Consider the following 15535-nt stretch of genomic DNA (forward strand, 5'->3'; position numbering starts at 1 on the left):
ACAATAATAGTGTTAGGGATATGCGGAAAGGCAAAAAAAGTCAACAGGTAAATATCCTGTTAACATTAAGTATTTTTAGCTGATTGGCTAGCAAAGTGTTGCGATAATAACCCTATCTGCATTGAACTGCGCAATAACATTACTGCCAACGCGCAGATTCAGTTTATGCAATTCACTGTTGTTTTGTGTCGAACAAATATGGGCTCCCCCCGTCAGGACCACGATAACTTCGCTATGTTCATTACCCGGCTCAATACTGGCAACTTTTCCGGGCAGGGAGTTATCTGCAGCTCCCGCCAGTGCTTGGTCTGTGATCAGCTTTATCCACGGTGCCTTGATCAGGGCCAACACTTCCTTACCTGCGGAAAGCTGGAGCCGATCGGCACTTTGTTGGGTTAGGGCGGCAGATAAACGGGTTTTACCATCAGATAGCAGAATATTGATATGCTGCTGAACTTGCTGATGGTCGCGCTCAATCACAGTACCGAAAAATTGATTCCGGGCACTTGTTTGCAGTGAAAAACGTGAAATGGCGGCCAGTAAGCTGTCCAGCGGCATGGAATCATCTTGCAGAGTATCAAAGGCCTTCTGCTGGATTTTTTCAAGCAAATCATAAAGCTGAATCAAGCGCTCACCATAGCGTGTCAGAGAGGCACCGCCACCGCCTTTGCCGCCAGTTGAGCGTTCAACTAGGGTGTCTTCGGCCAATGTATTCATTTCATTAATGGCGTCCCAGGCACTTTTATAGCTAATCCCAGCCAGTTTTGCCCCCTGACTGATAGAGCCTGTGTTCTGTATTTGTTTCAGTAATGAAATGCGTCGAGGATCGGCAAACAGTCGCTGCTGAAGTTTTAGAGTGAGTAGGATTTCGGCCTGCATATTTTTTGCTCCAGCGGGAAACGGTTATTGTGACTTAACGGCCTGTGTATATCCAATCAACGGCAAGTACGCGAGATTGAGTCATAAACCGCACGTTTGGCAGGTTACATTCTTTTATTGTTGGTTAAAATAACCGAGCTCATTCATTGCTGATATAATTTACAGTGAATACATAATGTTTATTGTGATAACGTGGGTTATCGCTGTTTAAGTAGTAAACTGAGAGGCTGGCATGTTAGAACTATTGAAAAGTCTGCTCTTTGCTGTGGTCATGGTTCCCGTGGTGATGGCAGTGATTTTGGGCTTAATCTATGGGCTGGGTGAAGTGTTTAACGTCATTTCCAAAACCGGCCATAGTAAAGAACGTTCCTAATTAATTAGGTCTGCAGTATCCGATTTCTGAATGCCTGGCGCACAAACGCTGGGCATTTTCGTCTCTGTGTTTCATTTCTTCATACGATTTCCATAACTCAAGAAAGCTCACATCTTGCCGATAAACTGCATGACCTGCCGATAATGTTGCGTTATATTTCAAAGTATATAACGATGTCATTAACCCGGAGAACAACATGAAGAATCAATACGGAAAAGTGAGTAAGTGGATAGCAAGTGCAGCATTGCTGGCAACTTTTTCCGGCACGACGATGGCTGCCGAAAACATGACGGTTTTTGCGGCGGCTTCGCTGACCAATGCGCTACAAGACATCGCCGAGCAGTATAAAAAAGAGAAGCAGGTTGATGTAGTTTCTTCCTTTGCCTCATCTTCAACCTTGGCTCGTCAGATTGAGCAGGGTGCACCCGCGGATCTGTTTATTTCAGCTGACCAGCAATGGATGGATTATGCGATTGATAAGCAACAAATAGTTGCTAATACGCGCTATACTTTGCTAGGTAACGAACTCGTCTTGATTGCACCGCTAGACAGTAAAATTGATAAAATTGAAATTGATAAAAAAACTGACTGGAAGACATTGCTGGACGGCGGCCGTTTGGCTGTCGGCGATCCTGACCACGTCCCAGCTGGGATTTATGCCAAAGAAGCACTACAGAGTTTAGGTGCTTGGGAAACACTCGCGCCGGTAATGGCTCGTGCTGATAACGTACGTAATGCCATGACACTGGTTGAGCGCTCAGAAGCACCATTGGGTATTGTTTATGGTTCAGATGCTGTAGCCAGTAAGAAAGTGAAAGTTGTTGGGATATTCCCGGAAGCAAGTCATAAACCGGTTGAATACCCAATGGCAATTGTTAAGGGCCATGAAAATCCTACCGTTACTGCTTTCTATGATTATCTGAAAACCCCAGCAGCGGCCGTTATTTTCAAAAATTATGGATTTACCCCACGCTAATGATATTGAGCGAGTATGAGTGGCAGGCAATTATTCTTAGCCTGAAGGTTTCTGGTGTTGCTGTGGTATGGAGCCTGCCATTAGGTATTCTGATGGCATGGATTCTAGTGCGCTGCCGCTTCCCCGGTAAGTCTTTGTTAGATAGCATTATTCATTTGCCATTGGTATTGCCCCCAGTGGTCATCGGCTATTTGTTACTGGTGAGTATGGGCCGGCGCGGCTTTATTGGTGAATGGCTGTATAGCTGGTTTGGTATTAACTTCAGTTTCAGTTGGCGCGGTGCAGCGCTAGCCTCGGCGGTGGTGGCTTTCCCGCTAATGGTCAGGGCCATTCGTCTGGCGTTGGAGGCTGTTGATACCCGCCTGGAGCTTGCGGCACGAACCTTAGGCGCAAGCCCGTGGCGGGTGTTTTTCACCATTACGCTGCCACTCTCTTTACCGGGGGTCATTGCCGGTACCGTATTGTCGTTTGCCCGTTCACTGGGCGAATTTGGTGCGACCATCACCTTCGTGTCGAACATTCCCGGTGAAACGCGCACCATTCCATTGGCGATGTATACCTTGATTCAAACACCGGGAGCGGAGGCCGCTGCGGGGCGTCTGTGTGTTATTGCAATTATTCTTTCACTGGTTTCTCTGCTGTTGTCTGAGTGGCTGGCTCGTTGGGGCAAAAAACGCATGGGGGCACCATGCTAGAGTTAGATTTCAGTCAACAACTGGGTGACTTGCATTTGCAAGTGTCCACTAATTTACCGGCACAGGGTATCACCGCGATTTTTGGTTTGTCTGGCGCGGGTAAGACCTCGTTAATCAATGTGATTGGTGGCCTGACCCGCCCACAGCAAGGCAAAGTGGTGCTTAATGGTCGGGTGTTGGTGGATGCAGAACGGCAGATTTATCTGCCACCGGAAAAGCGGCGAGTGGGTTACGTGTTTCAGGATGCCCGTCTGTTTCCCCATTATAGTGTGATCGGCAATTTGCAGTACGGTATGAACCCGTCAATGCGCGGGCAGTTTGATACTATCGTGGGGTTGTTGGGAATCGAGCCACTGTTACGGCGTTTTCCATTAACACTTTCTGGTGGTGAAAAGCAGCGAGTGGCGATTGGCCGTGCATTGTTGACAGCACCGGAGCTGTTGCTGATGGATGAACCATTAGCTTCACTGGACTTGCCGCGCAAGCGGGAGTTGCTGCCTTATCTGGAGCGGCTGGGGAAAGATGTTAATACCCCCATTCTGTATGTCAGCCACAGCATGGATGAGATTTTGCGCTTGGCTGATCGAGTGGTGGTGATGGATGCCGGTAAAGTTCGGGCTGTCGGCGAGTTAGAAGAAGTGTGGGCCAGTAGTGCATTACGTCCGTGGTTGCAGCGCGAAGAACCCAGCAGCGTATTACGGGTGAGTGTGATTGGTCACCATGACCGTTATGCAATGACGGCACTGGCTTTAGGCGATCAGCGTTTATGGGTAGGTAAGCTGGATGCCCAAGAGGGTGACTCAATGCGTATCCGCATCAATGCTGCGGATGTTTCATTGGTATTACAGCCGCCACAAAATAGCAGTATCCGTAATATCTTGCCGGTAAAAATAGCTGAGTGTCTTGAGGTTGATGGGCAGATTGATGTCAAACTTGCGATTGGCGATCAATGGCTGTGGGCGCGAATTACGCCATGGGCTAGAGATGAGCTAGGGCTGAAACCCGGCCAATGGGTCTATGCGCAGATAAAAAGTGTGTCGTTTAATCGCCAGAACTAGCCTTGACATCCACGTGGCCGAAGAAACAAAAAAGCGCCTTTAATTGAGGCGCTTTTTATCGCTAACTCACAGAATATATTGGCGAATGACAGCGGCAATACCCGGTTGCTCGTTATCCGCAATCACTAAGTCAGCTCGCTGCTTAATGGCATCGTCGCTGTTACCCATCGCGACACCCAAGCCTGCACTTTCCAACATACTTAAGTCGTTAAAGTTGTCACCAAAAGCAATCACATCTTTCATACTCATTCCTTGAGTCTCAACCCACTGTTGTAGGCGATTCCCTTTGCTATTCCCCGCCTGAGCAATATCCACCTGATCGTGCCATGACCATTCACAAGCCAGCCCCATTTCATTTTCTACCATGGTAGCAAAAGCTTTTAGCTGCTTAATATCGGCATGGGATGTGGCAAACTTCCAGATGGCAGTGGCACTGTGGGCGGCATCCAGCAAGCTATCGACATGCAGAAGCGTCGGGCGTTGTGCTGGCGGCAATGACTCAGCCCAGCTAAGGGAACGCATAACATGCCCACTGGTTTGCTGATAAAGCATGGCATCATCCACATACATCAGCCCATGAATATGGGTTTGTTCCAGCAGTTGCAAGACCTGAACCGCCTGCTGAGGTTGTAACGGATTGGCATCCAACACTTTCTTAGCATGATAATCATAAATGTAGGTGCCGTTACAACAGATAGCAGGAGTGTCGAGCTGTAGCGCCTGATAGAACGGATGAATCGCCACATGATGGCGGCCAGTGACCACCACCACTTTCACGCCTTCAGCACGAGCTTGCGCTAATGCAGATAAGGACTCCGGCAGAATACGTTTCTTGCTATCTAACAGTGTGCCGTCCAGATCCAATGCAATTATACGGTATGTCATAGTGACCCTAATTCTAAGTATGAAAATAATATGTTTGAATAGTATTTTCTGATAATACACCGGATAGAGGGCTGATTAAACCAGCTCAGCACGGGTTGATATCGTGAGCATCTTCCTAAAAAGCGGGCAACGCTGTTCTCTTGATACTCAGATAATATAGGAAAGCCTTTAAATATGATTAAGTTTCAGGGAACTATTATAAATAAACCATAAATGACATATCAGAATTTTTAATGAATTTTTTAGATGATCTTAATCAACTAATCGTCATTTTTGTTGAGAGTCGTAATGCGTAAAGTTAAGTCAATTTATTGAATTTAAATTAAATAAATTTAAATTAATTTATTTGTAGGAATATTCATACGAGTTGTGGTTATGGGTTCTTACATAATTATCTTGTCAGTTAGTGATATGTTTATTTTGAAAATATAAAGATTTATGTTTTTTTAGAAAAATAAACATATGGAAGTTCTAATAAGAATTTCACAAAAATTAAAATATTTAGATTGTTTTAAATTTTGCACTGAATAACCAGGACATTAATATGAAAAATTCACCAGCTAGAATTTTTAAAAAGAAAAGAATAACGATTATCATTTCACTAGCGATGGGCTTATTTAGTGCCCAAAGTTTTGCTGGATGTAATTTAACCATATGTACCGACTATACTTTTTGGGAAAATGGGATTTTTGGAGACAATTACTCTATTACCAATACATTAGATTTAGTCTCCAGTCCGACTAATGCCGTTGTCGGGTTATATAAGAACCAGGCCGGTGAGATGAAATTTGGTAATAATCTGTACATCCATGTATCGGGTAACAAAGCGGATGCAATACAAGTAAAATCAGGAGCGCCTGCGAATAATCCGGCCATCATTACTGTTGGAAATGGTGCCACTATTTATGCATTAGGGGCTTCGGGTGACGGCATCAATGCCGGTAACAATAACGGGTCAAGCCTAATTACCTTGGGTAGTGATGCGGCAATCTTCGCTAAATATGGTATTGGTGTACGTGCCAACCTCACCAATACCGCAGGGCAATATAATAATATTGTCTTGGGCGACAGGGCTGTCATCACAACCGAAGGCTCTGGGGCGAACTCTATGGATGGTTTGGGTTACGGTGTTTATGCGGGTAACCGTGAAATAGGGGATTCTGGGCAAACAGGATCGGCCAGTGTGACTCTCGGTAAAGATAGCTCAATTAAAACTTCTGGTAATGCAGCGGATGGTGTTTTTGCCAATAAAAGTGGTGTGGTGAATTTAGGTGATGGCACCAGTGTGGTAACCACGGGTAATAATGCCAACGGTTTAAAAGCCAGTGTCGGGAGTTTAACTAATACCCGTGGCGGTATCATTAATATACTGGGTGGCCTGGCAATTAACGCGAGTGGCACTAATTCGAATGCCATGTACGCGACAGGTGTGGGTTCAGAAATAAAGTCTTATGATGCGGTTAATAATCAATCAACTACCGGTATTTTTCATATTGATGGCAATATTCTGGCAGAGAAAGGCGGCTTAATTGACTTGAGCCTTGCTGAAGGTTCTGTTTTTAATGGAGCAACTAAAAGTCTTGGTAGTACCAGCAACAATAATGGCACCATTAATTTGGCAATGAGTGGTAATTCCAGTATCTGGAATATGTCAGGTGATTCAAGTTTGACCACCTTGAATTTAGCCAATGGTGCCATTGTTAATTATGTTGATAACAGTCCTACCTTTAAAACGCTGACGGTAACCGGCAATTATCACAGTGATGGCGGCTATATCTATTTTAATACCGCGCTGAATGACGACGCTTCTGAAACCGATAAACTCTTAATCGAGGGCAATACCTCAGGAACCACTTACGTCGTAGTGAGAAATGCGGGTGGGATGGGTAATGAAACCCTAGAAGGTATTGAGTTAATTCGAGTCAATGGCGATTCTGATGGAGACTTTATCCAATCAGGGCGTATTGTCGCTGGCGCTTATGACTACAGCCTGAATCGTGGGCAGGATAGCAGTTTAGGCCGCAGCCATAATGGTAATAGCAGCCACTGGTATTTAACTAATGCTGCTGCACCGATTGATCCACCAGATCCTACTGACCCACCAGATCCTACTGACCCACCAGATCCTACTGACCCAACAGATCCGGGTGTGGATGAGCCAGGGCAGAAAGTTGAGCGCCCGGAAGCCAGCGGTTACTCCGCCAACCTGGCCGCCGCAAATAATATGTTTGTCACTCGTTTGCATGACCGTTTGGGAGAAACTCAATATATCGATGCCTTAACCGGTGAGCAGAAAGTCACTAGCTTGTGGATGCGTAATGAGGGCGGGCATACTCGTTCCAGAGACAGTCATGATCAACTCGGTACCCAGAGTAATCGCTATGTGCTGCAACTGGGGGGCGATATTGCTCAGTGGAGCAATAATGATTTAGACCGTTTCCATCTGGGTATCATGGGCGGCTATGGTAACAGCAAAAGCCGGACCGAATCCCGCTTATCGGGTTACAGTGCTCGCTCTTCTGTAGAGGGTTATAGCCTTGGGATATATGGCACTTGGTATGCCAATGAAGCCGACAAATCAGGCTTATATGTAGATAGCTGGGCGCAATACAGTTGGTTTAATAACACCGTTAATGGTCAGGATCTGGCCAGTGAAAGCTATAAATCTAGCGGTGTTACCGCCTCTATCGAGACCGGTTATACCGTTAAAGTAGGCGAAAGCCTGAACAGCAGTTACTTTATCCAGCCGAAAGCTCAGGTGGTGTGGATGGGCGTGAAAGCTGATTCTCATAAAGAAGATAATGGCACCAACGTTTCAGGTATTGGTGATGGAAATATCCAAACCCGCCTTGGGGTGAAAGCTTTTATGCAGGGTTACAGCAGCCAGGATAAAGGCAAGGAACGGGTATTCCAGCCATTTGTTGAAGCTAACTGGATCCACAATACCAAAGATTTTGGCACTGTAATGGATAATGTCACTGTCAAACAAGCGGGGGCCGCCAATATCGCTGAACTGAAACTGGGCGTCGAGGGTCAGCTCAGTAAGCGGCTTAATTTGTGGGGTAATGTTGGCCAGCAGATTGGCAATAAAGGCTACAGCGACACCAGCGCGATGTTGGGCGTGAAATACAACTTCTGATCATCTTAATTTAAGGGAGCAATCATCACGATTGCTCCTTTTTTTCGTCTATTTTCTCCTCTCTTTCATTATTAACTCCCCTGAGTGCGGATAAAAAAGCAGGATAAGTTTAATCAGCACGATGGCAGGCTGTTGTTATGTCTGTTCAGTCAGGTAAGCTAGGCTAAAATGATCAGTTAATGAAAAATATTTGGCGACGGGATTCTTTGGCTACAAAAGACAAGTTTTCCCGGACAGCGTTGCCCAACAGGCTCGACTAAGGAGTAAAGATGAAGCAAGTGGTTTACGTGGCAAGTCCAGACAGTCAGCAGATTCACGTCTGGCAATTAGATTCTGCTGGTAAATTAACCTTACTGCAAACAGTGGACGTGCCAGGTCAGGTGCAGCCAATGACAATCAACCCGAACCAGCGCCATCTCTATGTTGGGGTTCGTCCTGATTTTGGTATTGTCAGCTACAACATTAGTGATGAAGGGACTTTGACCGCCGCCGGTATGGCACCTCTGCCGGGTAGCCCGACCCACATTGGCACTGATTTACAAGGTCGTTTCCTGTTCTCTGCTTCTTATAGTTTCAACTGCGTCAGCATCAGTCCTATTGACGAGCATGGTGTGGTACAAGCACCTATTCAGCAATTAGATGGTCTGCCAGCACCTCACTCGGCAAATATTGACCCAACTAATCAGATTCTGTTGGTGCCTTGCCTGAAAGAAGACAAAGTGCGGTTATTTGATTTGAGTGTTGATGGCAAATTGACGCCACATGCGCAGGCGGATATCACGGTTGCCGCAGGGGCTGGCCCACGTCATATGGCTTTCCATCCCAACCATCAGGTTGCTTATTGCGTGAATGAGCTCAATAGCTCGGTCGATGTCTACCAAATCACGAATAATGGGCAGAATTATCAGTTAATCCAAACACTGGATGCAATGCCTGCTGATTTCACGGACACCCGTTGGGCGGCAGATATTCATATCACGCCAAATGGACGTCATCTCTATATCAGCGACCGTACTGCCAGCTTGCTGGGTATTTTCAGTGTCTCTGATGATGGGCGTGAGATTGCTCTGGTAGGGCATCATCCTACTGAAGCACAGCCGCGCGGCTTTAATATTGACCACAGTGGCAACTTCCTGATCGCATCCGGTCAAAAATCTGATCACATTGAAGTCTATCGTATCGACCAGAACCGTGGCCAACTGACCACCTTGGGCCGCTATCCGGTAGGTAAAGGCCCAATGTGGGTGAGTATCGGTATGCCAAAAGCGTAAAAAATAACGTCATATTGGTGACAATGTTACCAGACGGGGAAATGTACCTAATGGGTCGTAACGGCGTGAGCCGTCGGAGTGCCCATCGGTGCAGTTGCCCCGTCAGTCTCGGACTCTTTGCAGCCATATTTTTAGCGCTGACCTACCGCCGCAGTCACGGCATCAGTGAGCCGGGCTAGCGCCTGTGGTGAGATAATATAAGGCGGCATCAGGTAAATAAGCTTACCAAAGGGCCGGATCCACACCCCGTGTTTGACAAAGCCGCGCTGCAGATGGGCGACGTTAACTGCTTCTTTCATTTCAACGACGCCGATAGCCCCCAATACCCGCACATCAGCGACCGCTCTGTGTGTTGCCAGTGGCAGTAATGCTTGCTGTAATTGACTTTCTATCGCTGCAACCTGCTGTTGCCAGTGATTCTCAGCCAACAAACTCAGGCTGGCAGAGGCGACAGCACAAGCCAGTGGATTGGCCATAAATGTTGGCCCGTGCATAAAGCACCCGGCAGCACCGTTACTGATAGTTTCTGCCACATTTCGGGTTGTCAAAGTGGCTGATAACGTCAGATAGCCGCCAGTCAGCGCCTTACCCAGACAGAGAATATCCGGCACCACCTCGGCATGTTCACAAGCAAACAGCTTGCCGGTACGACCAAAACCGGTAGCGATTTCATCGGCGATCAACAAAATATTATGTTGATCGCATAATGCCCGAACCTCACGCAGATAAGCGGGGTGATAGATGCGCATTCCGCCCGCACCTTGCACTATTGGCTCCAAAATCACGGCTGCAATCTCGCTGGAGTGCTGGGTTATCATCGCGGCAAAATCCGTGATGTCTTCAGGGTTCCAAGGCTGGTCAAATCGGCATTGTGGCGCGGTAGCAAATAGATTTTCGGCCAGATAACCCCGATACAAACTGTGCATTGAATTCTGTGGGTCACAAACCGACATCGCACCAAAGGTGTCGCCGTGGTAACCATGACGTAGCGTTAAAATTCGCGACCGGGGTTCCCCTTTTGCTTGCCAATATTGCAATGCCATTTTCAGCGCCACTTCTACCGCCACCGAGCCAGAATCTGCTAAAAACACACATTCCAGCACAGCAGGAGTGATATCGACTAACTGCTTACAGAGTTTGACTGCCGGTGGATGGGTTATGCCGCCAAACATGACATGCGACATCGTATCCAACTGCTGGTGTGCAGCCTGGTTGAGTGCTGGGTGATTGTAACCATGAATGGCGGCCCACCATGACGACATACCATCAATCAAGCGCCGCCCATCTGCCAGTTGTAACTCAACCCCCTCGGCGGCCACTACCGGATAGCAGGGGAGCGGGTCAGTCATTGAGGTGTAGGGATGCCAGATATGGCGTTGGTCAAAAGCCAGGTCAGAAGGTGTCATGGAGATCTGTTGTAAACCAAATTGATGCAAGAATGGTTGACAGTATATCGAGTTTATTTACACTGACGACACTTTTTTCTCTTCCTTGGAGAAGCCGTAATGGCAAATTATATTCGCTGGACAGTGGGGCAAGCCCAGGCCCTGTTTGAAAAACCGTTGTTGGACTTACTGTTTGAAGCACAGCAAATCCATCGTCAGCATTTTGATCCGCGCCAGGTGCAAGTGAGCACACTGTTGTCGATTAAAACCGGTGCTTGCCCAGAAGATTGCAAATATTGCCCGCAAAGTTCCCGCTATAAAACCGGGCTGGAAAGTGAGCGACTCATGCAGGTTGAGCAAGTATTGGAGTCAGCGAAAAAAGCCAAAGCCGCCGGTTCGACCCGCTTTTGCATGGGGGCTGCCTGGAAAAATCCCCATGAGCGCGATATGCCTTATCTGGAAAAAATGGTGGAAGGTGTCAAAGCGATGGGCATGGAAACTTGCATGACGCTCGGTACACTGGATAAGCAACAAGCTCATCGTCTGGCAGACGCCGGGCTGGACTATTACAACCATAATCTGGACACCTCGCCAGAGTTCTACGGCAGTATTGTTACCACCCGCAGTTATCAGGAGCGGCTCGATACGCTCAGCGAAGTCCGTGATGCCGGTATCAAAGTGTGCTCTGGAGGGATTGTCGGGTTAGGGGAAACAGTACGTGACCGCGCCGGATTATTGGTTGAACTGGCGAACTTACCGAAGCCGCCGGAAAGTGTGCCGATCAATATGCTGGTGAAAGTGAAAGGCACGCCGCTGGAAAATAACGAGGATGTGGATGCCTTTGAGTTCATTCGTACTATTGCGGTAGCCCGAATCATGATGCCAACCTCTTATGTGCGGCTTTCCGCCGGGCGTGAGCAAATGAATGAGCAGACTCAGGCCATGTGCTTTATGGCGGGGGCTAACTCCATCTTCTACGGCTGCAAACTACTGACCACACCCAATCCGGAAGAAGATAAAGATTTGCAGTTGTTCCGCAAGTTGGGGCTGAACCCGCAACAGACAGCAACGGATAAAGGTGATCACGAGCAGCAGCAAGTGTTGACCGAGCAATTATTGCATGCTGACAGTGCTCAATTTTATAACGCGGCAGTCTGATGAGTTGGCAAAACAAGATAGAAAGTGGTCTGCAACAGCGGCGCGAGGCCTCGGCTTATCGTGCTCGTCAAGTGAATGACCGCGCCAATGGGCGTTGGCTGCAATTAGCTGGGCAAGGTTATCTTAACTTTTCCAGCAATGATTATTTGGGGCTCAGTCAGGATCCCGATGTGATTTCTGCCTGGCAGCAAGGGGCATCGCGCTATGGTGTGGGTAGCGGCGGCTCCGGCCATGTCACCGGCTATAGTCAGCCACATGCTCAACTGGAACAGCAGCTTGCTGACTGGTTGGGTTATCCACGCGCCTTATTATTTATCTCCGGTTATGCTGCGAATCAAGGGGTTCTGGCGGCCTTAGCTGGCGCAGATGACCGAATCTTGGCGGATAAACTCAGTCATGCTTCTTTGCTGGAAGCGGCAGCGCACTCTCCCGCCCAATTGCGACGTTTCGCCCATAATCAAGCCGATTCACTACAAAACCTGCTCAATAAGCCCTGTTCTGGGCAAACTTTGGTGATTACCGAGGGGGTTTTTAGTATGGATGGCGACAGTGCACCATTGGCTGCTTTGCAGCAACACACTGCTGCTGCCGGGAGTTGGTTATTAGTCGACGATGCACATGGTATTGGCGTCCGCGGTGATGCGGGTCGCGGCAGTTGTTGGGATCAAGGGGTTAAACCTGAACTGCTAGTGGTCACTTTTGGTAAAGCATTTGGCCTAAGTGGCGCGGCAGTGTTGTGTCAGGAACCGGTGGCCGAATACTTGCTGCAATATGCACGTCACCTGATTTACAGCACGGCGATGCCGCCGGCTCAGGCCTGTGCCTTACAAGCCGCATTAGTACGTATTCAACAAGGTGATGATTTACGCCAGCAACTCCAACAGCGTATTGCACAATTTCGTCGCGGTGCAGCCGAGTTACCACTGCAATTAGGGGTATCTGAAACGGCCATTCAGCCACTGTTGGTGGGGGATAATCAGCAAACTTTAGCATTGGCAGAGCAACTGCGAGCTGCGGGTCTATGGGTGACGGCTATCCGCCCACCGACGGTTCCACCGGGGGGAGCCAGGTTGCGTATTACTTTGAGTGCCGCTCACCAAAGTGATGATATTGACCGATTATTGGAGGTGCTTCATGGCATATGCCACTGAAAATTTGCACTCGATGTGGGTCAATAAACCAAAAGCGAATAAATCAATAATCAATAAACCGGCGATTGCTGCGGCATTCAGTCGGGCGGCGGGTAGCTACGATACCGCGGCTGACTTGCAGCGCGAAGCGGGTGATATTTTGCTGGCATTGGGGGCGCAACATCCTGGTAGGTCAGTGCTGGATGCCGGGTGTGGTACCGGTCATTTTAGCCGCCGGTGGCGCGAGCTGGGCAAACATGTCATTGCACTGGATCTGGCGGCGGGCATGCTCGTGCATGCTCGGCAACAGCAGGCGGCTGACGACTATCTGCTGGGTGATATTGAATATATTCCACTACCGGATCACTGCGTTGATATCTGTTTTAGCAATTTAGTGGTGCAGTGGTGCGCTGATTTGCCGCTGGCGCTGGCTGAACTGCATCGGGTCACTCGACCGGGAGGCGTGATTTTATTTTCTACTCTGGCAAGTGGCTCTCTTGATGAGTTGGGGCAGGCGTGGCAGCAGGTTGATGGTAAACGGCATGTGAACGATTTTCTTTCATTTCAGCATATTAGCGCTGCTTGTCAAGGGTATCGACATACTTTGACACCGCAGTTACACCAACAGCAGTTTCCTGATGTCATCACACTTATGCGCTCGCTACAGGGCATTGGCGCCACGCATTTGCATCAGGGGCGTGAGGCGGGGTTAAGTGGTCGCCAACGCCTGATGGCGCTGCAACGAGCTTATAGCACGCAATCTGGCTACTACCCGCTAAGTTACCATCTAGTTTATGGGGTTATTTATCGTGACTAAACGTTGGTTTATTACCGGCACGGATACTGATGTCGGTAAAACTGTTGCTAGCTGTGCATTACTGCAAGCCGCGGCACTGATGGGCTACCATACCGCAGGGTATAAACCGGTGGCATCGGGTAGCCAGATGACGGCTGATGGTTTACGCAATAGTGATGCTTTGGCATTACAGGCTAATAGCACCGAAGTGTTGAGTTATTCGCAGGTCAATCCGCTGACCTTGCTAGAAGCGACCTCACCACATATAGCTAGCCTCAGTGAAGGGTGCGAGATTCATTTGTCTACTTTATCGCAAGGCTTACGACAGCTTGAACAAACCGCGGATTGGGTACTGGTTGAAGGGGCTGGGGGATGGTTTACACCGCTTTCGCCACAAGCGACTTTTGCCGATTGGGTACAGCAGGAGCAATTGCCGGTCATTATGGTTGTTGGGGTAAAGCTGGGGTGCATTAATCATGCTTTACTGACGGCTTTGGCTATCCAGCAGGCAGGGTTGACTCTGGCAGGGTGGGTGGCTAATGAGGTTATCCCTGCCGGGTCGCGGCAAACTGAATATTTGGCAACATTGATACGGATGATAAACGCGCCATTACTGGGGGTTATCCCGCATCTGACAGATCTTGTTGCATCTCCAGTAACGGAGCTCCGTGATCTGGGGTGTTATTTGGATTTGAGCTTACTGACGAGCGAAAAGATAAGTTCTGTGAATTGAAGGTGAGATGAGTTAAAGGTAATAGAGAAAATAGGGGCTAATTGAGACGATTAGCCCTTTAATATAGGAACGGATCCACCAGTGCGAAGAGCGCTGTAAGCCATATCAACTGGCCAAATGCTCAATAATCATATTCTCGTCCAATTGATCTAATGTCCCTTGTGCCACATTTCTCCCTCCTGCCATTAGGCAGAACCTGTCGGCAACGTGTTGAATAAAAGGTAACCGGTGCTCAACCAGTAATATTGTCATACCCAGGCTACGGCTGAGTTGGTACAAGATATTGCCGATATCTTCACTGAGTGGCGGTAATGTACCGCTTCCCGGTTCATCAAGAATAAGCAGCTCTGGCTCGGCAACCAGTGCTCTGGCGATAGCCAACTGTTGTTGCTGATTCCGAGTGAGTTCCCCGCCGCGCTGGCTGCGTTTGTCATATAACAGGGGGAATAAATCAAAAACCCAACCGGGAATATGATGTGATTTATGTCGCCCTGCTAACACGGCGATCAGCATATTTTCCTCGACACTCAATTGAGAGAAGATTTGCTGTCCTTGTGGCACATAGCCAATGCCTAGCGCATTGCGCCCCTCCACCGGCTGTTGTAGCAAGTTCTGTGGCGGTTCATGGTTAGGCTGCCAGATCATGGTGCCACTCTTAATTGGCAGGTGCCCCATGATGCAATTAATTAACGTGGTTTTACCTACGCCGTTGCGGCCAATCAGGCAAGTACATTGGCCACGAGGAAGCTCCAGATTGATATCCCATAAGATATGATTCTGGCCATAGTATTGATTTACAGCGGTTAAACTCAGCATCAGTGCTTCTCCTCAGTCGATCTCAGTAGTTCACAGGTATCCCGGTGTTCTGTAACGGCTAGTGAAGGATTAACCAGCAAATCTGCATACTTGATAGCGGCAGTACAGCATAAAACACCACGTCTCTAGCGGATGGTTGTTAGTGTAAATTGAGGTAAAGTTGGCTAATTGAGGCATAAAATGGCTTCAACCGGCTATTTTTACCCCTTATCATCCCGCTTATAGGGAATTCTTAGCCAAA

At 48.2% G+C, this 15535-nt stretch carries 14 protein-coding genes; 10 read left to right on the forward strand and 4 right to left on the reverse strand.

Features of this window, described 5'->3' with window-relative positions; genetic code table 11:
- Window positions 1–87: 87 nt before the first annotated feature.
- Complete coding sequence (gene modE / locus DJ58_RS02560; RefSeq protein ID WP_004708973.1) at window positions 88–879, reverse strand: molybdenum-dependent transcriptional regulator; 792 nt, start codon at window positions 877–879, stop codon at window positions 88–90.
- 232 nt (window positions 880–1111) lie between these two features.
- Here modE and DJ58_RS02555 point away from each other — a divergent pair, with 232 nt between their 5' ends.
- The 4 genes from DJ58_RS02555 (at window position 1112) to modC (ending at window position 3981) form a co-directional block, all read left to right on the forward strand.
- Window positions 1112–1252 carry an AcrZ family multidrug efflux pump-associated protein gene (locus DJ58_RS02555; RefSeq protein WP_004708974.1) on the forward strand — a complete coding sequence of 47 codons (141 nt, stop codon included), beginning with the start codon at window positions 1112–1114 and terminating at the stop codon, window positions 1250–1252.
- Window positions 1253–1448: 196 nt separating this feature from the next.
- Window positions 1449–2228 (forward strand): molybdate ABC transporter substrate-binding protein, encoded by a 780-nt coding sequence (gene modA / locus DJ58_RS02550; protein ID WP_004708975.1) that lies wholly within the window; start codon window positions 1449–1451, stop codon window positions 2226–2228.
- Window positions 2228–2923, forward strand: a complete 696-nt coding sequence (gene modB, locus DJ58_RS02545) for a molybdate ABC transporter permease subunit (protein WP_032911016.1) — start codon at window positions 2228–2230, stop codon at window positions 2921–2923. Before modA ends, modB begins: the two co-directional genes overlap by 1 nt.
- Window positions 2917–3981, forward strand: coding sequence for a molybdenum ABC transporter ATP-binding protein ModC (gene modC, locus DJ58_RS02540; RefSeq protein WP_032911017.1), 1065 nt, complete (start codon window positions 2917–2919; stop codon window positions 3979–3981). The genes modB and modC overlap by 7 nt, the downstream gene beginning before the upstream one ends.
- 66 nt (window positions 3982–4047) lie before the next feature.
- Here the strand turns inward: modC and DJ58_RS02535 are convergent, their stop codons facing one another.
- Window positions 4048–4866, reverse strand: a complete 819-nt coding sequence (locus tag DJ58_RS02535) for a pyridoxal phosphatase (protein WP_004708980.1) — start codon at window positions 4864–4866, stop codon at window positions 4048–4050.
- Window positions 4867–5473: 607 nt separating this feature from the next.
- Here DJ58_RS02535 and DJ58_RS02530 point away from each other — a divergent pair.
- Together DJ58_RS02530 and pgl are read left to right on the forward strand one after the other, a co-directional pair.
- Entirely contained in the window at window positions 5474–8005 is a 2532-nt protein-coding gene (locus DJ58_RS02530) for an autotransporter outer membrane beta-barrel domain-containing protein (RefSeq protein WP_004708982.1), read from the forward strand.
- 269 nt (window positions 8006–8274) lie between these two features.
- Window positions 8275–9276, forward strand: coding sequence for a 6-phosphogluconolactonase (gene pgl / locus DJ58_RS02525; protein ID WP_004708983.1), 1002 nt, complete (start codon window positions 8275–8277; stop codon window positions 9274–9276).
- Between the two features lie 131 nt (window positions 9277–9407).
- On the opposite strand, the gene bioA is transcribed toward pgl, so the two are convergent.
- On the reverse strand, window positions 9408–10682 hold the full coding sequence (gene bioA, locus DJ58_RS02520; protein ID WP_032911018.1) for an adenosylmethionine--8-amino-7-oxononanoate transaminase: 1275 nt from the start codon (window positions 10680–10682) through the stop codon (window positions 9408–9410).
- 99 nt (window positions 10683–10781) lie between these two features.
- Between bioA and bioB the strand changes: the two genes are divergently transcribed.
- From bioB to bioD, 4 genes are read left to right on the forward strand one after another with little or no spacing between them, the layout of a single operon-like run.
- Window positions 10782–11819, forward strand: coding sequence for a biotin synthase BioB (gene bioB / locus DJ58_RS02515; RefSeq protein WP_032911019.1), 1038 nt, complete (start codon window positions 10782–10784; stop codon window positions 11817–11819).
- Window positions 11819–12970 carry an 8-amino-7-oxononanoate synthase gene (bioF, locus tag DJ58_RS02510; RefSeq protein ID WP_004708987.1) on the forward strand — a complete coding sequence of 384 codons (1152 nt, stop codon included), beginning with the start codon at window positions 11819–11821 and terminating at the stop codon, window positions 12968–12970. The genes bioB and bioF overlap by 1 nt, the downstream gene beginning before the upstream one ends.
- Window positions 12954–13766, forward strand: a complete 813-nt coding sequence (bioC, locus tag DJ58_RS02505) for a malonyl-ACP O-methyltransferase BioC (protein ID WP_032911020.1) — start codon at window positions 12954–12956, stop codon at window positions 13764–13766. The genes bioF and bioC overlap by 17 nt, the downstream gene beginning before the upstream one ends.
- Entirely contained in the window at window positions 13759–14478 is a 720-nt protein-coding gene (gene bioD / locus DJ58_RS02500; protein WP_032911021.1) for a dethiobiotin synthase, read from the forward strand. Before bioC ends, bioD begins: the two co-directional genes overlap by 8 nt.
- 105 nt (window positions 14479–14583) lie before the next feature.
- Here the strand turns inward: bioD and DJ58_RS02495 are convergent, their stop codons facing one another.
- Window positions 14584–15294: a branched-chain amino acid ABC transporter ATP-binding protein gene (locus DJ58_RS02495; protein WP_004708991.1), complete on the reverse strand. Its 711-nt coding sequence runs from the start codon at window positions 15292–15294 to the stop codon at window positions 14584–14586.
- Window positions 15295–15535 lie beyond the last annotated feature (241 nt).

This window comes from Yersinia frederiksenii ATCC 33641 (genome assembly GCF_000754805.1).
GTDB classification, from domain to species: Bacteria; Pseudomonadota; Gammaproteobacteria; order Enterobacterales; family Enterobacteriaceae; genus Yersinia; species Yersinia frederiksenii.